We start from the raw sequence: 18,264 nt of genomic DNA, 5'->3' as shown, positions 1-18,264 counted from the left end.
TACGCGCCGATGTATTTAAGCTTCCCGAGGAGGCTTTTCAGAAAACCTGCAAACCCTTATAACCCCGACCACGGCAGGAAGAGGATAGGTCTCGAAAATTTTTCAGTTTTCCTCGGGGTTTTTCTGAAGGTAGAGTTTTAACCCTTCGATACAAGTTTGAGCGGTGGTAATATGGAAGCGGTTAAGGCTTACCCTTCTGACTCGGTCGAGCCCAAGACCAAAAAGAGGGAAAGGAAACTTCTCATGGGGAACGAGGCGATAGCCTACGGTGCCCTTGAGAGCGGCATTGCCTTCGCCACGGGTTATCCGGGAACTCCATCAACTGAGGTCATCGAGACGATGGCCCATCTGAAGCCCGAGGTCTTCGCAGAGTGGGCGCCCAACGAGAAGGTGGCTTTAGAGGAAGCCGCTGGAGTCGCCTACACAGGCCTTAGGGCGCTCGTAACTATGAAGTGCGTCGGCCTGAACGTTGCCGCCGACCCGCTCATGAGTTTGGCGTATTCCGGTGTTGAGGGTGGCCTGGTCATCCTCGTTGCAGATGACCCCGGTCCGCACACCAGCCAGACCGAGCAGGACGACAGGTATTATGGGAAAATCTCACTCCTCCCGGTTCTTGAGCCCGCCGATCCGCAGGAGGCCCACGATTTAATCATCTACGCCTACGAGCTGAGCGAGAAATACAAAGTCCCGGTAATCTTCAGAACGACTACCAGGGTTAACCACACCACAGCTGACGTGGAGGTCGGCGAGTTCATCGAACTCGACAGGAAGCCGGTCTTTAAGAAGGACATTGAAAGATACGTCAGGGCCAGCATGGAGGGCAACAGGAGGAGGCACCGCTGGCTGAACGAGACCCTCGCGAAGATAGAGGGGGAGTTCAGCTCGATGCCCTTCAACCGGGTCGAAGGGAACGGTAGAATCGGAATCATCGTTGAGGGCGCGCCCTACAACTACGTGAGGGAAATTCTCCCGAAGATCGGCGGAGATTTCAAGGTTCTCAAGCTCTCAACTCCCCACCCGCTCCCGAGGAAGCTGGTCGTCGAGTTCCTCAGGGGAGTTGACTTTGCAATAGTCATTGAGGATGGCGCTCCCTTCCTCGAGGAGGAGGTTAAAATAGCGGCCTACGAGGCCGGGCTCAACGTGCCCATCTACGGCAAGAGAACCGGGCATCTGCCGATGGAGGGTGAGTTGACGCCTTCCCTTGTGAGGAACGCCCTTCTGAGGCTTATCGGCGAAGAAGGTGAAACCTACGAAAAGCCCGAGGAAGTGAAACTGGCAGAAAGCCTCGCCCCGAAGAGGCCGCCGGTGATGTGCCCCGGCTGTCCGCACAGGGGCTCATACAGGGCGGCGCTGGACGCGCTGAGGGATTTGAAGCTGGGCCGCTATTCCGTCCCGATTCACGGCGACATAGGCTGCTACGCGTTGTCGCTCCTTCCGCCGCTCGAAGCCATCTGGACTGAATATGTGATGGGAGCTAGCATAAGTTTAGCGAACGGCCAGAGCGTCGTCATGGACAAGAAGATAATCGCCACCATCGGCGACTCGACCTTCTTCCACAACGGAATCCAGCCGCTGGTCGATGCTGTCTACAAGAACCTGAACGTCTTAGTTATGATACTCGACAACAGAACCACCGCGATGACGGGTCATCAGCCCCACCCCGGAACCGGAGGTAGCGAAACCGGCAGGAAGTTCAACGAGATCGACATCGAGGCCCTCGTCAAGGCTCTCGGAGTAAAGTACGTGAAAACCGTTGACCCCTACGACCTCAAGGCAACGAGGGAGGCCATAAAAGAGGCCATGCAGATTGAGGGGCCTGCTGTCATAATAGCGAAGCAAGAGTGTGTCATCCCGGTCATAAGGCGCGGTGAGATAGGCGAGATACCGCTCGTCGTCGAGGAGAAGTGCACCGGCTGCAAGGCGTGCATACTCTTAACCGGCTGTCCGGCGCTCGTTTATGACCCGGAGACGAACAAGGTGCGCATAGATTCCCTGCTCTGCACCGGCTGCGGCGTATGCAACCAGACGTGTCCGTTCGATGCCATAAAGTTCCCGAGCGAGCTGGGGAAGGGTTGAACTTTTTCTTTCTTAACTTTCAAAATTCACAAGCTCTCAAGCTCCGCTTTTCCTAAAATTCCCCTGAGCTTCCTGAAGTCCCCCCTTGGTAGTTTCCGCCCCTTCACGAGCTCCCTTCGAATCAGCTCAAGCTCTAAGAGCCTCTTCAGCTCTTCGGGGTCGGTGTTCTCAGGAACGTTTACCCTGATGGTAATGACTGGCATGTGACCACCAACGAAATATTGGAGGAGGACGTTAAATCGTTTACTCCTTCCACACTTCCAGAACCATATACCTCCTCACGAGCGGGTTTGGATACAGCTCCCAGCCGATCCCTTCCGTTTCCGCCTTAATTTCCCCGAAGAGGCCACCCTCGCGCGGGTCTAAGCTTTCCCCGTAAATTTTTCCGGGTCGGATTTCAACTTCCATATATCTAGGCAGGCCGACGATGGCCTTGCCGTGCTCCTTAGCGTAGTCAATCGCCCACTTGGCTGTGTAGAGGCCCGAGTAGAGCTCAGCTATCCTCACCGGGACGCTGGACTTGCCGATGGCGATTATTTCAATGCCAGTCTCCTCCCAGAACTTCTTCGCCAAGGGTTGAAGGTCTTTAGCGAGGTCCTTCCACACCTCTTTGCCCCGGTCGGTTATGGTAAGGGCATCTATCGTCGGCTCGTCGAGCTTCCTGACCTCAATTCCACCTATCGTCGAGTCGAGGTGTATCACGTCGGGCTTGACCTCCCTCGCGAGTTCAACGGCCAGGAACGCCTCGTCCCGGATAGCCTGCCTGCCGCTCATATCGTAGTTGAACGGATCAGCGTAGCGAACCACGCTCAGCGTTGCCGTCCTGTATGGCTTCTCCACGAGTACCGCCGCCGTCGCTATCAGGCCAACAGGTTCATAGTCCTCCGTGAGCAGTGCGCCACCGGTGTCAGCTGCAACGATCTTCATGGAAACCACCGTTAACGGGTAATTACCAATATACTTCCCACGACAAAGTATATCATGGTGATAGCATTGAGTGACTCGGTTAATGTAGTTTATGAAACTTTGGGTCGTTACATAGATGACCTCTGCAGTTCTATCTACATTGGAACGGCACGGGGAAAGGCCCTTTTCTACGGTGATGTGGCCCACCCTTTGACGCCGACGGAAGACCCACTTCCATTCATGAACATCTTCTACTCCCGCGGACTCATCGAGATAACGGCGGTATGGGGTCGAATGGAGAAGAGTGCTTTTCTAGTGAGGATGGTGCCATCGAGAATCGACGTCGGCCGAATTATGGGCGTCATAGAGATAACGTTCCACCCGGCAGACGGCGGCGCGGTGGTGGTCACTCTCCACGGGAACCCTGGACTGGCGGAGACACTCAGGGATGCCGCGAGGGCGTGCCGGAGGAAGGAGGGAAATGGAGAAGGCGAGCTCCTGTCGTCGATGGGTCAGCCGCTGAACCTCATCACCCCTCAGGACTCGGCAAAGTCATCATTCCCCTGAGCCTCTCAACGTCCTCCCTTAAAGCGGTTATCGTTGCCTCATCGACGCGGGTCGCCCCGGCGTAGCGCGCTATAATATCATAAACCTCGGGATACCTGCTCCTCAGAACCCCCACGAGCTGGTCCGCCGGGAGGAGTATTCCCATATCGCGGTATACCAGGTATGCTCCAATCGCATACAGAGCGTCCATATATGTCCCATGCGCCATTTGAAAGTGCTTTTCCCTGGCATAATGCTCCGCGCGGTTTATATAGACCGAAACCTTCTCCACAAGCTCCTTTTCCATTCGCTTCACCACACAGGGTTTATAAGGGGGAGGCTAATAAACCTGTCGAGGGACGATGCGGGCGGAACTAATCGCCTGGACGGCGGCGATTCTCATAATAACGTACCTCTCGTGGGAAACGGTCAGCCCCCTTATCACCCCGATATTCTTTGGTATCGTCCTCGCCTACGCCGCATACCCAATCCACCGCCGGCTGAGTGGCAGGATGAGCAGAAAGACGTCCGCAGCGATCCTCACAGCCGGAACCGTCGGCCTGGGAGGCGCGGTGACCTTCGAGATGCTGCTGATATCCGTCAAGGTGGCGTCCTCCTTCTACGACAGCATCGTCGAGTTCTTTGACTGGCTGATGAGCCAGCCCCTTCCGCCGGAGGTTCTGACATTCCTCGAGCGCTTCTCGGACCAGCTCATACCCAGGGTCTCGGAGTACATATCCCACGAGACCCTCTCACTGCCCCGTTACATCCTCCAGCTCCTGGTCTTCCTGCTCACGTTCTACTATTCCCTCGCATACGCCGAGGAGATTTCGAAGCAGATTCACCTATCCCTCCCGGGAAAGAACCGCGAACTGGGTGAGAGAATCCTGGAAAGCCTCAATAAGACCCTGGGGGCGCTGGTGAGGGCCTGGCTGGTCTTGAACGTCATAAAAGGTGTTCTGATGACGTTTGGCTTTCTCCTGTTCGGGGTCTCCGACCTCTACACAGCTATAGTGGCGGGCTTCCTGACCTTCATCTTCTCCTTTGTTCCCCTCTTCGAGGGCTGGATGATATGGCTAATCGCAGCCGCGTACTTCGCCAAGGATGCCATGTACCTCCACGCAGTTGGGATAGCGATCTACGGCTTCCTCCTTGTTTCCCCGATGCCGGACTACACGATAAGGCCGATGATGGTCGCCAAAGACGCGAACCTCGACGAGACCCTCGTATTCATCGGAATGATAGGCGGAACGTGGGCCATGGGAGTAAAGGGCCTCATAATAGGTCCGATAGTGCTCAATCTTCTCCTCGTCCTCCTCAAAGAATGGAAGAGGGTGGTCTCTAAAGAACCTTTACGCCGGCATTCTCAAGCTCCTTCAAAGCCCGTTCCTCATCCTGGGGTTTGATTCCCTTCACCGCATCGCGAAGCAGGTAAACTTCGAAGCCGTGCTTTAAAGCGTCGAGGGCGGTGGCTCTAACGCAGTACTCCGTGGCGACGCCGCAGATGTAAACCCTCCTTACCTCGTTTCTCCTCAGTATATCGGCCAGGTCCGTTCCCTCAAATCCCGAATAGGCCTCCTTATCCGGTTCCGTAGCTTTCGAGATTATCACCGCGTCGGCGGGCAGTTCAACGACGAACTCCGCCCCGGGGGTGTTTTGAACGCAGTGCTTCGGCCATATCCCTCCATGCTCCCTAAAGCTGACGTGGTTCTCGGGATGCCAGTCACGGGTGGCAACTATTAAAGCCCCCCTTTTTCTGAACTCCCTGATGTACTCGTTGCACCGGGGGATTATTTTGTCCCCCTCCGGAACCGGCAAAGCGCCCCCGGGCATGAAATCCCTCTGCATGTCCACAACTATGAGCGCCTCCCCGGGCATAGCACCACCCCAAAACAGAATTCGGTGGAATCGTTAAAACGGTTTGCGGAGTAGAAGGGAACCCTCACAGCTCGAGCCTGTCTTTAAACCTCGACATATCCACCCCCTTGTCCATGCCGAGGAGATAGGCGAGAACCTTCTCGTCGAGGTCGCCGTAGCGCTCGCGGAGGGCTTTTATTCCCTCAAGAACCTCCTCCCGCTCCCAGCCTAGGGAATCTGCGATATGAGTCACCATCTCGTTGAAGAGGTCCTCCTCGGCCTCTTCCTCCGCGAGCAGGCTTTTGTTGACCACCAGAAGCCCATCTCTTTCCTCAAGGAGGCCCTCCTCCAGAGACTTCGCTATAAGCTCCTTCGCGGTCTTTACATCCATCAGGCGGAGGCTGAAGGCCAGTATCCCGACGAGCTCGCTCCGGGTGAACTCAACTGAACCTTTATACTCAACGGCCCGTTTCAGTGGGTGCAAGCTATCACCTAACTTTTTTAGGGCGCTGGAATAAATAAACCTTTGCATAACTCCGTTAGATGTTTAAGCACCCGCGAGAACCCTAAACGGTGATGCCGATGGAGCAGAGGACTCACAGGCTGACCTCCAAAAGACTGGTTGGAAAGCCCGTGAAAATCGAGAAGAACTACGCAGAAGTCCTTCTGGAGACGACTGAAGAGATGGCCGTCGATGAGTACGGGCTGGTTCACGGGGGCTTCACCTTCGGCTTAGCCGACTACGCGGCAATGCTCGCTGTGAACGAGCCAACGGTCGTGCTCGGGAAGGCTGAAGTGAAGTTCCTGAAGCCAGTTAAGGTCGGTGAAAAGCTGATTGCTAAGGCCCAGGTGAGTGAAGATCACGGAAAAAAGAAAATTGTGAATGGTGATGTCTTCAACGAGAGGAGCGAGAAGGTCTTTGAAGGCATTTTCCACTGCTACGTCCTGGAGAAGCACGTGCTCGAATGAGCCAAAATTTTTTAAACCAAAATATCGTATTTCGATATCGGTGTTAGATATGAAGTACCGAGATTTTCTCACCCTGCACATACTCCACCACGCGAGCGAAGAACCCGTCACGGGCTCCTTCATGATGGAAGAGCTTGGGAGGCACGGCTACCACGTCAGCCCTGGAACCATATATCCCCTCCTCCACGCCCTTGAGAAGGAAAGCCTCCTTAAGAGCCACTGGGAGGTCCGGGGCGGGAGACGGGTTAGGGTTTACGAGATAACGAAAATCGGCCGGAAAACCCTAGACGAGGGCAGGGAAAGGTTGAAGGAGCTCTGCACGGAACTGCTGGGGGAATAAGGGATGGAGGAAAGGGAGAAGAAGATATTCGGAATAAGCTGGAACGTCTTCTTACTTGGAATCGTCAGCTTCCTCAACGACATGAGCAGCGAGATGATAATGCCGATAATGCCGAGCTACCTGATGGAGGTCCTCGGTACCGGGAAGCTGCTCGGCGGTTCAGTTATGGGCGCGATAGAGAGCATGAGCTCGCTGTTCAAGGTTGCCTTTGGCTACGTGAGCGACCGCTTTAGAAAGAGAAAGGCCTTTGTCTTCGCCGGTTACGCCCTCTCAACCCTCGCCAAAGGAGCCTTAGCTTTCACCCGCTACTGGTGGGACTTCCTCCTCCTGCGCGCGGTGGACAGGATAGGAAAGGGGGTAAGAACAGCCCCCAGGGATGCGCTTATAGCGGAATCGAGCGAAAAAGGGAAGACCGGAAAGTCCTTCGGCTTCCACAGGATGATGGACACCCTCGGAGCCGTCGCCGGACCGCTCGTTGCAATCGGCCTGATAGAGCTTCTCAAAAGCCTGCCAGCTGAAACGGCCTACCGCTACATCTTCCTGCTCTCCGCGGTTCCCGGCGCGATATCGCTCCTCGTGATAATCCTCCTAGTGAAGGACCGGGGCGGTGAGGTCAAGAAGAAGATAAAGGGCATATCCACACTGAGGGACAGGAACCTGCAGCTCTTCCTCGCGGTGGTGGCTATAGGTGCACTCGGAAGGTACAGCTACGCCTTCACGATGTGGAAAGCTCAGGAGCTCGGCTACTCCGTGGTTCAGAGTATGGCATTCTACGCACTCTTCAACCTCATTTACGCCCTCTCGGCCTATCCCCTCGGAACCTACTCCGACACCTTCGGCAAGAAGAGGATGATAACCCTGGGCTTCGGCGTTGCGGCTTTGGCGGCTCTGGCTTTCACCTACGCGAGGGACCTCTACACGCTCATAGCGGCCTTCGTGCTTTACGGGATTTACATCGCCATCGAGGATACGATTCCGAGGGCATACATGGCGGATCTGGCGAGGGAATACGAGAAGGGAACTATAATAGGCGCCTACCACACGGTCTTCGGAATCTTTGTCCTTCCGGCGTCGGTGATAGCGGGCTGGCTCTGGGGAAGCTACTCACTGGCCTACGCCTTCACCTTCGCAGCTCTGATGAACTTCGTTGCCATGCTCCTAATGGCCTTCGTGAGGGAGCAGTGACTCTCTTCTTCGCTTTTCTTTCCAAACCCAGAGGAGTCAGATGGGGCCAACAAAAGGTATAAAATCAAGCGCCAAGCTTCCTTAGCTCTTCTTCCCCTATCATGAGCGGCCTCTCAGTCCCTATAACGTAGCTGAACTCCCACTTCACTTCTCCCCTGTTCATAAGCTCGGCGTAGCGCTTCGCTTTCTCCTCGGCCTCCTCAACGCTCGAGGCTTCAACGAGCCTTCTGACGTACCACTTCCTGTCCCCAAAGCGAAGCTTGAACTCCACCATGTACATAGGCATCACCGATGAAGTCATCATCGAAAAGACTTTAAAACCTTTCACTATCATTCACATCTGAATCAAAAACTGTGGTGATAAGTAATGAAGAAGATTCTAGCAATAGTTCTAATCCTAGCAATAACTACAATAATTTCAGTACCTTTAGAAGCAGGAAACACCAGTGTGAATTCAGTGCTCTATCACGTTAATGGGCAACCCCCGTTAATATGGGGTGTTTCTTGGAAGGGGGATAGGATTTACTGGGCATTTGAGGAGAACTCTAGTATGACCATCGTGGAAGCCAGGGCTCCGGGAGATGTAGAACCGCTCTTCAATTACGAAGTGACGGTATCAGGACACGATACAGATTACTATTTTGGAGGATCCCATGTGATGCCGTTCAACAACAGTTTTCTGATTTGGGGCCACTTGAGGTCCAAGATTGATGATGTGATGAAAGTCGATTACCTGAGTGGTTTCTGGATAGCGAACGTAAGCCGGAGCGGGAGAGTGAACTGGGCCAAGGCGTACCTCACCAAGTGTTCATCGTCAATACTGAGAACCGTGAAGGTAAACAACAAGATCCTGATTATTGGGGATGGAAGTATATACTCAGGTGGCGATGCATTCATCGCCTTATTAAACTCTAAGACCGGCGAAATCGAGAAAGGATATGCCCTCGGCGGCCGATCTATGGACGGGATATCACGCATCGTCAAGCTGAAAAATGGAAACTTCCTCCTGGCGGGAACTTCCTGGAGTTTCGGAACGCCCCAGACAGCCATTATTCTCGTGGAGATAACTCCCCAGCTGGATATCGTTCAGAAAAGGGCCTACGTAACCTACGAGAACAGGATCCCCGTTAAAGGGCTGGAACTGGACATTTCAAAAGTTAAGGTAACGGAAGACGGGAACGTGGTTCTTGAAGGCACATTTGGAGTATGGTCCCATACCCCCAACACCACGGTTCAATCCAAAGATGGATTATGGAAACTAAAGCTTGATAGGAATCTTAATGTCGTCTCATATTCGTTCAGAGAGCTGGCTTCTCCCACTACAAATCTCACCCTAAGTCTTGGTTACACTCTCGAACATAATAGCAAGCGCTATCTAATCCAGGAGATGTACACCGGTAATTTCAACGTGTTCGTGGGAGAGATAAGAGGTAATACCATAGACGGAGAACTAATAGGTATCCCAACCAACACAAATCCCACCAGACCACAGATATGGCTCATGGACGTTGCCCCGCTAGACGACTCAATGATGCTTTTCTTGGAAGTGCACGGGTTTGCCGACGAGATGTACGCCAACCAGATCGAGGGCATTCTGGTGGTTGAAGTCCCGTACGACAATATAACAGCAGTTAGAGAACTGAAAAAGCGCCACCTGTACTCGGGGCATTTCAAGTTCGAACTCAAAAAGTGGAACGTTGATGTCAGGCAGTACACAGGAGACTTTGATGAGATAATTCACACCCTAAAATTCAATCCCCCTGAAGGGGATATCAAGTTCATCAGGAAAACGGAGGGAATACCTCAGATAACAACAATCCGGGATCCAGGGCCTGCCGGAAAGCTTGAGTTTCCAGACATAGCGAACGAAACCCACGTTTACATAGATGGCAAGTACGTTGGAGCAGGACCTAAGATGTACACTCTCCCCGCGGGAGTCCATATAGTCAGGTTCCAACACAAGGGATTCGTACCATACACCTACGATGTGGAGATAAAACCAGACCACGTACACTATGTATTTGGACCAGCGTACGTCACCATAACAACCACTCCTCCAAACTCCACTATAGTCCTCATGGAACAGGATAAAAACATCTCCATCTCTGGGAAATCGCCACTAAAGGCCATATTACGCGGTTCGTACACTCTAAAAGTGACCAAGGAAGGGTTCAGGACTGTGGTGAAGGATATACACGGTTTCTATGGAAAGAACGTCACGCTTCACATAACGCTCCCCCCTCAATCCGCCACGCTAAAGATAGAAAGCAATCCCAGCGCATCGGTGTTCATCAACGGGACGTTCAAAGGGGATACTCCATTAGAAGTGGAACTACCCCCTGGGCAGTATGCCGTCGAATTGAAAAAAGACGGGTACCAGAATTATTCCATCACAGTAGCCCTTAAAGACGGGGACGTAGTCACCATCGGGGAAGTACTAGAAAAGGTACCTACCACGACGTCGAATCCGGCACAAAAGTTCTTCGAGGAGAACGAAACGGAGGACAATCCTGGTGCCAAAACCGAAAAATCCATCTGTGGACCAGGAATGGCAGTCATAATCGCACTACTGCCGGTAGGGATCAGAAAAAGACCTAAAAGTCGAGACGGTCAAGGCTCCATGGCCCGATAAACACCGCCCTCATTGACGGCCTCGAATATCTTCCCGCCTTCCTTGGTCTTCAGCTCAACGATCACGGCTGATGGCCTTTTCTCAACTTCCTCCTCAACCTTCCGAGTGCTGAGGACCTGAATGAATGCATCCCCAAGGCGCTCGAACTCGAAAACAAGGGCATCATCTTCCCAGCGGTGGCCGCGATAAGAAACGCCGCCCATTCTGAAGGTAATTTCAAGAACGATTTTCATCAACATTCCTCCAAACATTGCTCATCAATACATCAGTCTGTGATGTTAAAAAGGTTTAGCATTGAAAGAAAAGAAAAGCGCTTTCAACCCGTCTTCTTCAGCTTGACGACCTGCTTCGCGAATTCTTCCAAAACCTCCTTCCTCATGCCCTCAAAGAACTTTATCGAGCCGGCGTAGCTGTGGCCGCCGCCTTCAATTCCAGCGCTCGGAAGGGCCTCCTGGAGCTTTGGAATTATCTCGTTCAGGTCAAAGCCGTAAGCTGCCATTCCGTCGGCGGCTCTCACAACCGCGAAGTCCGGGCCGTAGGCGAGCGTTAGAATCGGCGCATCCTCGCCGTACTTCTCCTTGAAGTGATCGTGTATAAGGCCGGATAGCTTACCCGGGCTCGGATAGCTGAACTTTGGAGCAAAGAGCTCGATGTCTATCGTGTTGAACCTTATCCCGTTCGGCAGGACAACGCTCTTGACGTGGGGCAGGGAAGCTTTCAAAGCCTTCTCCTGCTTCTCCTTGACCTCCGGGTAGATGGCGTTGATGAGCTCGCGGTGCCTCTGGAGGTTGCCCGTGAGGAGAAGAATCTCGTCTATTACGCCGTGCCCGTCCATGAACTTCCAGAAGTAGGCCTCGTGGTCTATCACCTCGGCTATCTTCTTCAGATCCTCCTCGGTTAGGCCCTTAGCCTTCTTCGCTATCTCAAGGTACTGGTAGAACTCCGGGGCCTTGCTCCTGTCGCCGGTTCCGGCTATCGCTGGAAGGTGCTTTATCCTGTCCTCGACCTCGGGGTTGATGAAGCGCGCCACTTCCGTTGCCAGCATTCCGGCCGTTAATTCGTAGTAGCCGCGCTTTATGTGGTGGGGATTGACGTGCACATCGACGTAGTCATCAACCTTCGCCCTGTCCTCGCTGATCCACTCGCGCGGATCGTGGTGGTCTATGACCACTATCGGGACGCCGTAGGCCCTTATGCGCTTGTAAGCTGGAATGTCCTCGCTCGTTCCGCCGTTATCGACGATGACGAGGAGCGGGAGCGGATCGCCGAACTTCTCGTGATCCTCAACCATAAATATGATGTCCTTGAGCACATCCTCCAGCTCGTAGAAAGGAGCTCTGCTCGGTCTGCGCTTGAAGAGCTTCCACCTGGCACCGGAATCCGGCGAGATCTCCTCGATAAGCGGAACTATTGCATACTCAAGGGCCAGGCCCGAGGTGTAGCCGTCCGCGTCGGCATGGTGCCTCAGCAGTATCGGCCTGCCCTCCAGGATGGCGCGACGTATCATTAAAGCCGCCTTCATTATCTTGGGCTTGAGCTTCTCTAAAACCTCGCTCTCCACCAGGAAGCCCACGTCCTGGGGCTGGGCGCGCCTGTCCAGCTCTTCCTCTATGCGTCTCTTGACCTCGGCAGCCTCCGGTCCCCAGAGCCTCGCCATGTCGCTGGTCTCGATCTGAATCTCGCCGGAGTGGAAGGCTATCTTCCCGATTATCTCCACAACGTCCCCGACGTTGATGTTCGGATAGGCCCTAACTCCAGGGGCTTCAAAGGCGGCCGCCCAGGTTATGCCGGTTCCATCTGTTATCGTGAAGACCGTCGGCCCTCCGGTGACCTGTATCTGGGTAACCCTGCCGCGAAGCCTGACAGTCTGGCCCGCCATGTCCTTGCGGAGGTCGCCGATGAGCGTTACCGGAAGCTCCTTTCTGACGACTACCTCCTTGTAGTGTTTGAGGGCGGACTCTATGAAGTCCACCTCACCCCTGTCGGGCTTTACATCGAGAACCTGAACGAGTATCCCGTCGCCGGGCTTGTACTCCCTGCCGCCGAGGAGGTCTTTCCTCCGTATAAGTCCCCTGACGTGCGGATTGAGTTTGACGAAGACGCCAAAGCGCTCGACACGGTCGATTGTGCCCTTATAAATGCCCCCAATCTCAATATCCTCAAGGTCACAGGTCTTGTCGAGAACGTAGACGACCTTGTACTTGCGCATGCAGTCCGGGCAGACCCAGGTGGTCTCCATACCCGGTTCCCAGGGTTCTTTCACCTTGCCGCAGATGTCGCAGGCCAGAACGCGGCCGGTTCCACCGCAGGTCGGGCAGGTGTCGTAAACCGGCACTACACCCTTGCCGTGGCACTCCGGACAGGGTATCTCATCAACCTCGTCCTCAACGCCGATGTAGTCGAGGTTGCGATAGCCCTTCAGCTTCTCTCCAACCTTAAAATCGGCAGGAACGTAACCCCAGCCCTCACAAACGGGGCACTCCTTCTCGCCAGCCTTAACCTTCCCGGTTCCGTGGCACTCGGGACAGTCCTTAACCACCATGAGCATCACCTTAGAAATCTCTCGTCTGAGAGACCTAGGCCTGCTCCGGCTTATAACCTTTTGTCCCCACCCTGCCGAAGAAGCCCCAGAACACCAACATCGAGAGGCTGTACATGAAGGCGGTTATCAGGAACGGCCAGACCAGGGACCTGTCGAAGAGAACGCCGCCCACGTACTGGCCCACTCCAAAGGTCGCAGTCCAGGCCAGGCTGTTGAGGGCCATCGCGGTGGAGCGCTCCTCTTCCTCGAAGAACCCCATCATGAAGGAGTTCCATATCGGGTTGACTATGTTCATCAGTATCGTCCTGAGGATGTATACGACCGCCGCCACTGGAAAGGCCGGCGAGAAAGGAAGGGCGCCTATGAGGAGGCTCGCCGTCCCGTTGAAGGAGACGATCGTCTTAACGCTGCCGAACCTGTCGGCTATCATGGGCAGCAGGAACATCCCGACCCCCATTATGAACTGCTGGAAGGCGAAGAGCCAGCCGATGCTCTCCAGGCTCGTCCCGAAGCGCCCGTTGAACCAGAGCCCCATGTAGGGAATCGCTATCCCCGCACCAAGACCTATCAGTGCCCCCGGGAGGGCGAAGCGGCCTATTCTGACGAGAAGGCTCCTGTCGATGTTCAGCCCGCGGGAGTGCCTCTCAAGCACGGGCCTGACGAAGATAACTATCGCGAACCGAACCGGTATGACCGCGAGAACCAGGGAGAACACATGGCCATAGCTCAACCAGCGCGAGAGAAAGCCCGCGATGAGTATTCCGAGGGCCGATGCAATTGTACCAATTCCCGAAGAGAGGCTAAACAGGTAGTGCCTCTTCCCGTCCTCCACCTCCCCGCTGAGCAGCGCCATGAATGAAGGAGACTCAAGAGCCACGCCTATCCCTATCAGGACGCCGCCCAGGGCGAGCATCCAGAGGGTCGGGTGGAGAACCTGGGCGAGCCTCCCGAGGAACATCATACTCACTCCAAGGAGAACGGTTCTCTTGTAGCCCACTCTCGCGCCGAATGGGCCCGAAAACAGCAGAACCGCCGCCTGAGCCAGCGTTGAGAGCGAGAAGACCACACCTATGTTGGTGTAGTCGAAGCCGAGCGATTTGAGGTAGAACGGGAAGATAAACCAGGCTATGTTGCCCCCGAAGGCGGAGGCGAAGGAGTAAGCAACGAGCAGCCATGCGTCCCTCCCGAACCCGCGGTAGTTCTGCAGTGACATGAACGTTTAGACCGCGATTTGAGTATATAAACCTAACCGACCGAAAAGTTTATTAGTGAAACAGAGGATTACTCACCGTTTAAATCGGAAAATACGGTGATCTCTAAGCTCGAATAAAAAGTGTAAAATCTGAAAATAAGATAAAATAAGTTTCACATTTCTTCCATAAACTCATCCACGGCTTTTCTGGTTTCCGCGTACGTCCTGCCCGCGAGTATTATGACCTTGTAGCCGGGATTGCCTGGGTTGTCAAGCACCTTCACAACGTAGCCCTTCTCCATGACCTCATCCTTGATAGCCCGGATTGTGGCCTCCCCATAGGCCTTCTCCAGCAGCGCCCATGCCCTGTTGCTAACCCAGCCGCCAACTATGATGACGTTTCTATCCGAGGGCAGGCTCAGAAGCCCGGTATCGTTAACGATGAACGAGTAAACGTCCTCAGTGGCCTGAACAGTGGGGGCCGTTATGGAGACCTGCCTGGACACCGAAACGGATCGCACGAAGCGGTAGCCTTCCACACCGGTAACGGTGCCCTTATCGTTCCTTGTGAAGACGGGGGTTAGCTCAATGCCCCAGCCGGTCGGAAGTTTAAGGGCCTCCCCCGGCCCAACAAAAACCCTCGGAAACGCCTGAAGACTTGTGTTCACATGGAGATAGACCGTGTAGAGGCCCGCGTCCGGATCAATGTCCCAGACCCACTGACCTGTGTAAACCTCACCATCCTGATACTGCTTGACCTTTTCGTAGTATTCATAATCGCACGTAACCATCTGGGCGTTGTTTATACCCACAAAAAAGTCCCTTGGGGTAAACAGGAAAACCTTCCTGGCACCACCCTTCAGGAGCTCATTGAGCCTGGCGGTGGGATAGGCATCGTACTCCTCGAAGTCCTCGGCACCACTGGAATCAACGTACATCACGTAGTACTTATCCTTGGCCATGGTCTTCTGCTTGACGACGCCGCTGGGATAGGTGAGGTCAACGAGCATCTTGGAAACCTGCTGGTTTATGTCTACGAACTTTATGCTCCACCCGCCGGCAGAGACGGACTCACCGAGAGACTTGGATTCAGAATCAACCTTACTGTAGGAGTAGAAGTACATCGTGTCCTTCCCGTCAACGGTCGTGGAAACGATCTCGTAATCGCCGCCGATATCGAGGGGAGTCGTGTTCTCGTTGAAGATTATCTTCACGCTGCCATCGTGGAACTCCACCGTGCCCCTCGTCGAGTTGAAGTTAACGCGCGAGAAATCCACCTGAACGACCACCGCATGCCCAACGGGTTCATCGCTGACGTTGAGGCCAACGTCGGGCATGTCTCGGGAATTGAGCCTGTAGGTCTGGTTTTCATCTGGAATAATTACGCTGTGGTACTCCACAGGGACAGAAACTGTCTTCGTGTAAGTCCCCTGAGAAACCCCCTGAAGAACAAGAAAAGCACCGAGTCTTGAACCAGTTATAGCGTCCTCACCTATATGGAGGGGAGTTCCATTGACTATCTTTGTGGTCGGGAGGACTATCACCGTGTTCGAGGAGTTGATCCCCGTAATCGCTGCGTTAATCGGCGTAAGGAGCAGGCCCAGAACCACCAGGCCCATAAACAGAACCAAAGCCCTTTTCATCGTCTATCACCGATTTAAAGTGCATCTCAACCTTTATAACCTTTCCCCGAAAGTTACTTCTGCGATGATGAGTGAATCCAATGCTGACCGGATGATGAACCCCGAACCTGAGCATCAGACTGAAAACAAAAGGCGAACCGGGATGGAAGAGAAGCTGAAAGAGATATACGAGAGCATAGAAGAGCTGCGGAAAGAGAGCAGGGCCAGGAAAACCCCCGACAAGCTCGGCTGGGACGACATAGCCCAGGAAATCATTGGAGCGGTCACCTTCGCCCTTCCATTTCTCTTCACGGAGGAGCTGTGGGAGACAGCCAAGGACATCTCAGTTGAACGTTCAATCGCGGTACTCCTCATGACGTTAGGGGTTGCGTACCTGTTCATAACCAAATCCAGAATAGGGAACCTGAAGAGGGAGGAGCTCTTCCATATCCCGAAGAGACTCCTGACAGTAACTGCTATAGCCTACCTGATATCGGCCGTTCTGATATATGTGTACGGAATCAACAGCCTGGCCGACTTCACACCCGGCCAGTACGTCAACACGACCATACTTATAAGCACCTTCGCGGTGATAGGTGCCATAACCGTTGACATGGTGAAGTGAATGAAGCTCATAACTGGAAACCGCTTCGAGGCCTTCGTCGACGAGAAGGCCATCCTATTTCCCGAATACAGGAAAAACCGAGATGAACTCATCGATTTCGTGGATTCCCTAAGGGGGGAGGAGACCGTCGTTACGGCGAGCCTTGAGCTTATCGACTTGATAACCTGGAAGTTCAGGCGGGGCGAGGAGAACGTCCTGATATATTCCGATACGGGGAAGAGCCTCACCCTCAAGGAGACCTATGAGCTGAGGAAGTACCTCGACTTCGATGTGAGGGGGAACTTTTCAGGGGAAGAAGCAAGGACAAGCGTCCTCTTCGTCGAGGGGAAAACCGACGCCAAATTCTTCAAGGCAGTCTTCAAGAAGCTCTTTGAGTTCAAGGAGAGTAGGAAGGCACCTTACAGCCTGAGGTTTATAGAGAGGGTCTTTGAGCGCGACAACTTCGACCTGCTGAAGCGGGAGGATGGCTATTACCTGGCAATAATTCCGAGCGAGGGCAACTCAGGTGTAATCAGAAACCTCGGGAACTTCCTGAGGGCAATGGATGTATTCGACTTCACCGTTGAGAGGATCGGAGTGGCTATCGACGTCGATGAGGACAGAGAGATTGCTCTGGCCTCGATAGCCGGAAAGCTCTCGGGTTTTAAACACAGGAGAACATCCGTTGGCTACTTCGTAGGAAAAACCGAGGTGGTTCCGCTGATAATCGGCCTGCCCTTCGAGGACGAGACGATAGAGTGGAAGAAGCCAACAGTTGAAGACCTCATGCTCCACCTCATAACGAGGGAGGGACTTCTTGAGAGGATAAAGCCGGGACTTAAAGCCCTGAACGAAAGCCTTGGGAGAAAGCTCAAGCCCAAGGAGGTTATGTATCTGGCGTTATCGGCCTACGGCCACTGGGGCAATCTGGAGGGCTTCTACGAGCTCTTCGTCATGCGTTCCAGGTTCAGGAATCTAAAAACGGTTCTCAGGGAGGCGGGCCTCATGAAGGGCCTCATTTATCTCGCGGGCAGGGAGAATGACCGTTGAGTTTTTATCCTCCGAAGGGAATCCAAACCGGTGATGAGCATGAAGCTCGTTTCATTCGACGTCTGGAACACGCTGCTGGACATCAACGTCATGCTCGACGCCATGGCCGTTGAGCTCTCCAAGCTGATGGGAGCGTGCATAATAGACGTCGTCGAGGGAATGATGCTCACCCGTGAGAGGATAAAGCGAATGCGTGCAAAAACCGTAGGAAATCCGGCCAGGGCACTCGAAGAGAGCCAGGAGATGCTCGCAGAGCTTTTGGGGATAGATGTGGAACTCGTCAAAAGGGCCGCTGCGAGGGCCGTCCTGAAGGTCGGCGACGATATAGTCCTTCCGGGGGCAAGAGAAGCCCTCAAAGGCGTCAGGAGAAAGGGCCTGAAGGTCACTGTCACAGGAAACGTGATGTTCTGGCCCGGCTCCTACACGAGGCTTTTGCTCGAAAGGTTCGGGCTTACGGACTACATTGACAAAACCTTCTTCGCCGACGAGGTTCTGGTTTACAAGCCGATGCCGGAGATGTTCGAGAAGCCGCTCAGGGTTTTCAATGTTTCTCCGAACGAGGCAATCCACATAGGCGATACCTATGCGGAGGACTTCGAGGGTGCTTTAAGGGCCGGTCTCTGGGCGGTCTGGATAAACCCTGAAGCCGAGGAAATAAGGAAGATCCACGAGAGGGGCTTTGAGGTGCCAAACGTTGAGGGGATTTTAGAGGTGCTGAGGAGGACAGAAAAGAAGAGTTAGCG

Annotated in this window: 20 protein-coding genes; 10 read left to right on the top strand and 10 right to left on the bottom strand. The window is 53.9% G+C overall.

Annotated elements, in window-relative coordinates; translation table 11 throughout:
• Window positions 1-171: 171 nt before the first annotated feature.
• Entirely contained in the window at window positions 172-2,076 is a 1,905-nt protein-coding gene (gene iorA / locus TIRI35C_RS01755; RefSeq protein WP_188201518.1) for an indolepyruvate ferredoxin oxidoreductase subunit alpha, read from the top strand.
• Between the two features lie 26 nt (window positions 2,077-2,102).
• Here iorA and TIRI35C_RS01750 read toward each other — a convergent pair whose 3' ends face one another.
• Window positions 2,103-2,279, bottom strand: coding sequence for a hypothetical protein (locus TIRI35C_RS01750; protein ID WP_188201517.1), 177 nt, complete (start codon window positions 2,277-2,279; stop codon window positions 2,103-2,105).
• Between the two features lie 40 nt (window positions 2,280-2,319).
• Window positions 2,320-3,003: a DUF4152 family protein gene (locus TIRI35C_RS01745; RefSeq protein ID WP_188201516.1), complete on the bottom strand. Its 684-nt coding sequence runs from the start codon at window positions 3,001-3,003 to the stop codon at window positions 2,320-2,322.
• A gap of 57 nt (window positions 3,004-3,060) precedes the next feature.
• Here TIRI35C_RS01745 and TIRI35C_RS01740 point away from each other — a divergent pair, with 57 nt between their 5' ends.
• Entirely contained in the window at window positions 3,061-3,549 is a 489-nt protein-coding gene (locus TIRI35C_RS01740; protein ID WP_246454650.1) for a hypothetical protein, read from the top strand.
• On the opposite strand, the gene TIRI35C_RS01735 is transcribed toward TIRI35C_RS01740, so the two are convergent.
• A complete protein-coding gene (locus TIRI35C_RS01735) occupies window positions 3,512-3,835 on the bottom strand; it encodes a hypothetical protein (protein ID WP_188202941.1) in 324 nt (107 codons plus the stop codon). The genes TIRI35C_RS01740 and TIRI35C_RS01735 overlap by 38 nt on opposite strands.
• A gap of 55 nt (window positions 3,836-3,890) precedes the next feature.
• Between TIRI35C_RS01735 and TIRI35C_RS01730 the strand changes: the two genes are divergently transcribed.
• The gene (locus TIRI35C_RS01730; protein WP_188201515.1) at window positions 3,891-4,934 is read left to right on the top strand and encodes an AI-2E family transporter; all 1,044 of its coding nucleotides are present in this window, start codon (window positions 3,891-3,893) and stop codon (window positions 4,932-4,934) included.
• Here the strand turns inward: TIRI35C_RS01730 and TIRI35C_RS01725 are convergent.
• The gene (locus tag TIRI35C_RS01725; protein ID WP_188201514.1) at window positions 4,870-5,406 is read right to left on the bottom strand and encodes a nicotinamidase; all 537 of its coding nucleotides are present in this window, start codon (window positions 5,404-5,406) and stop codon (window positions 4,870-4,872) included. The genes TIRI35C_RS01730 and TIRI35C_RS01725 overlap by 65 nt on opposite strands.
• A gap of 64 nt (window positions 5,407-5,470) precedes the next feature.
• Window positions 5,471-5,869 (bottom strand): DUF2240 family protein, encoded by a 399-nt coding sequence (locus TIRI35C_RS01720; protein ID WP_188201513.1) that lies wholly within the window; start codon window positions 5,867-5,869, stop codon window positions 5,471-5,473.
• A gap of 98 nt (window positions 5,870-5,967) precedes the next feature.
• Between TIRI35C_RS01720 and TIRI35C_RS01715 the strand changes: the two genes are divergently transcribed.
• The 3 genes from TIRI35C_RS01715 to TIRI35C_RS01705 are packed head-to-tail and all read left to right on the top strand — an operon-like array spanning window position 5,968 to window position 7,879.
• On the top strand, window positions 5,968-6,354 hold the full coding sequence (locus TIRI35C_RS01715; RefSeq protein WP_188202940.1) for a hotdog domain-containing protein: 387 nt from the start codon (window positions 5,968-5,970) through the stop codon (window positions 6,352-6,354).
• A gap of 49 nt (window positions 6,355-6,403) precedes the next feature.
• A complete protein-coding gene (locus TIRI35C_RS01710) occupies window positions 6,404-6,694 on the top strand; it encodes a PadR family transcriptional regulator (RefSeq protein WP_188202939.1) in 291 nt (96 codons plus the stop codon).
• Between the two features lie 3 nt (window positions 6,695-6,697).
• Window positions 6,698-7,879, top strand: a complete 1,182-nt coding sequence (locus tag TIRI35C_RS01705; protein WP_188201512.1) for an MFS transporter — start codon at window positions 6,698-6,700, stop codon at window positions 7,877-7,879.
• A gap of 64 nt (window positions 7,880-7,943) precedes the next feature.
• On the opposite strand, the gene TIRI35C_RS01700 is transcribed toward TIRI35C_RS01705, so the two are convergent.
• Window positions 7,944-8,159: a hypothetical protein gene (locus tag TIRI35C_RS01700; RefSeq protein WP_188202938.1), complete on the bottom strand. Its 216-nt coding sequence runs from the start codon at window positions 8,157-8,159 to the stop codon at window positions 7,944-7,946.
• An 87-nt stretch (window positions 8,160-8,246) separates the two neighbouring features.
• Here TIRI35C_RS01700 and TIRI35C_RS01695 point away from each other — a divergent pair, with 87 nt between their 5' ends.
• Window positions 8,247-10,511, top strand: coding sequence for a PEGA domain-containing protein (locus TIRI35C_RS01695; RefSeq protein WP_188201511.1), 2,265 nt, complete (start codon window positions 8,247-8,249; stop codon window positions 10,509-10,511).
• Here TIRI35C_RS01695 and TIRI35C_RS01690 read toward each other — a convergent pair.
• From TIRI35C_RS01690 to TIRI35C_RS01675, 4 genes are all read right to left on the bottom strand, one after another.
• Window positions 10,490-10,744, bottom strand: a complete 255-nt coding sequence (locus TIRI35C_RS01690) for a hypothetical protein (protein WP_188202937.1) — start codon at window positions 10,742-10,744, stop codon at window positions 10,490-10,492. The two genes, TIRI35C_RS01695 and TIRI35C_RS01690, sit on opposite strands and share 22 nt — an antisense overlap.
• An 83-nt stretch (window positions 10,745-10,827) precedes the next feature.
• On the bottom strand, window positions 10,828-13,053 hold the full coding sequence (locus tag TIRI35C_RS01685) for a DHH family phosphoesterase (protein WP_188202936.1): 2,226 nt from the start codon (window positions 13,051-13,053) through the stop codon (window positions 10,828-10,830).
• 34 nt (window positions 13,054-13,087) lie between these two features.
• Window positions 13,088-14,266 carry an MFS transporter gene (locus TIRI35C_RS01680; protein WP_188201510.1) on the bottom strand — a complete coding sequence of 393 codons (1,179 nt, stop codon included), beginning with the start codon at window positions 14,264-14,266 and terminating at the stop codon, window positions 13,088-13,090.
• Window positions 14,267-14,418: 152 nt separating this feature from the next.
• Window positions 14,419-15,888 (bottom strand): S-layer protein, encoded by a 1,470-nt coding sequence (locus TIRI35C_RS01675; protein ID WP_188201509.1) that lies wholly within the window; start codon window positions 15,886-15,888, stop codon window positions 14,419-14,421.
• A 142-nt stretch (window positions 15,889-16,030) separates the two neighbouring features.
• Between TIRI35C_RS01675 and TIRI35C_RS01670 the strand changes: the two genes are divergently transcribed.
• The 3 genes from TIRI35C_RS01670 to TIRI35C_RS01660 are packed head-to-tail and all read left to right on the top strand — an operon-like array spanning window position 16,031 to window position 18,262.
• Window positions 16,031-16,492, top strand: a complete 462-nt coding sequence (locus TIRI35C_RS01670) for a DUF2391 family protein (protein ID WP_246454648.1) — start codon at window positions 16,031-16,033, stop codon at window positions 16,490-16,492.
• Window positions 16,493-17,521: a DUF3226 domain-containing protein gene (locus TIRI35C_RS01665; RefSeq protein ID WP_188201507.1), complete on the top strand. Its 1,029-nt coding sequence runs from the start codon at window positions 16,493-16,495 to the stop codon at window positions 17,519-17,521.
• Window positions 17,522-17,560: 39 nt separating this feature from the next.
• Window positions 17,561-18,262, top strand: coding sequence for an HAD family hydrolase (locus tag TIRI35C_RS01660; RefSeq protein ID WP_188201506.1), 702 nt, complete (start codon window positions 17,561-17,563; stop codon window positions 18,260-18,262).
• The last annotated feature ends 2 nt before the right edge of the window (window positions 18,263-18,264 follow it).

It is taken from the genome of Thermococcus camini (assembly GCF_904067545.1).
GTDB lineage: Archaea > Methanobacteriota_B > Thermococci > Thermococcales > Thermococcaceae > Thermococcus > Thermococcus camini.
Note: the sequence above shows the minus strand (reverse complement) of the source record. Positions and strands in the feature narration are given on the sequence as shown.

Coding starts and splice junctions, on each gene's coding strand:
- iorA (WP_188201518.1), top strand. CDS start 172: ATGGAAGCGGTTAAGGCTTACCCTTCTGACTCGGTCGAGCCCAAGACC.
- TIRI35C_RS01750 (WP_188201517.1), bottom strand. CDS start 2,279: ATGCCAGTCATTACCATCAGGGTAAACGTTCCTGAGAACACCGACCCC.
- TIRI35C_RS01745 (WP_188201516.1), bottom strand. CDS start 3,003: ATGAAGATCGTTGCAGCTGACACCGGTGGCGCACTGCTCACGGAGGAC.
- TIRI35C_RS01735 (WP_188202941.1), bottom strand. CDS start 3,835: ATGGAAAAGGAGCTTGTGGAGAAGGTTTCGGTCTATATAAACCGCGCG.
- TIRI35C_RS01730 (WP_188201515.1), top strand. CDS start 3,891: ATGCGGGCGGAACTAATCGCCTGGACGGCGGCGATTCTCATAATAACG.
- TIRI35C_RS01725 (WP_188201514.1), bottom strand. CDS start 5,406: ATGCCCGGGGAGGCGCTCATAGTTGTGGACATGCAGAGGGATTTCATG.
- TIRI35C_RS01715 (WP_188202940.1), top strand. CDS start 5,968: ATGGAGCAGAGGACTCACAGGCTGACCTCCAAAAGACTGGTTGGAAAG.
- TIRI35C_RS01710 (WP_188202939.1), top strand. CDS start 6,404: ATGAAGTACCGAGATTTTCTCACCCTGCACATACTCCACCACGCGAGC.
- TIRI35C_RS01705 (WP_188201512.1), top strand. CDS start 6,698: ATGGAGGAAAGGGAGAAGAAGATATTCGGAATAAGCTGGAACGTCTTC.
- TIRI35C_RS01700 (WP_188202938.1), bottom strand. CDS start 8,159: ATGTACATGGTGGAGTTCAAGCTTCGCTTTGGGGACAGGAAGTGGTAC.
- TIRI35C_RS01695 (WP_188201511.1), top strand. CDS start 8,247: ATGAAGAAGATTCTAGCAATAGTTCTAATCCTAGCAATAACTACAATA.
- TIRI35C_RS01690 (WP_188202937.1), bottom strand. CDS start 10,744: ATGAAAATCGTTCTTGAAATTACCTTCAGAATGGGCGGCGTTTCTTAT.
- TIRI35C_RS01685 (WP_188202936.1), bottom strand. CDS start 13,053: ATGGTGGTTAAGGACTGTCCCGAGTGCCACGGAACCGGGAAGGTTAAG.
- TIRI35C_RS01680 (WP_188201510.1), bottom strand. CDS start 14,266: ATGTCACTGCAGAACTACCGCGGGTTCGGGAGGGACGCATGGCTGCTC.
- TIRI35C_RS01675 (WP_188201509.1), bottom strand. CDS start 15,888: ATGAAAAGGGCTTTGGTTCTGTTTATGGGCCTGGTGGTTCTGGGCCTG.
- TIRI35C_RS01670 (WP_246454648.1), top strand. CDS start 16,031: ATGGAAGAGAAGCTGAAAGAGATATACGAGAGCATAGAAGAGCTGCGG.
- TIRI35C_RS01665 (WP_188201507.1), top strand. CDS start 16,493: ATGAAGCTCATAACTGGAAACCGCTTCGAGGCCTTCGTCGACGAGAAG.
- TIRI35C_RS01660 (WP_188201506.1), top strand. CDS start 17,561: ATGAAGCTCGTTTCATTCGACGTCTGGAACACGCTGCTGGACATCAAC.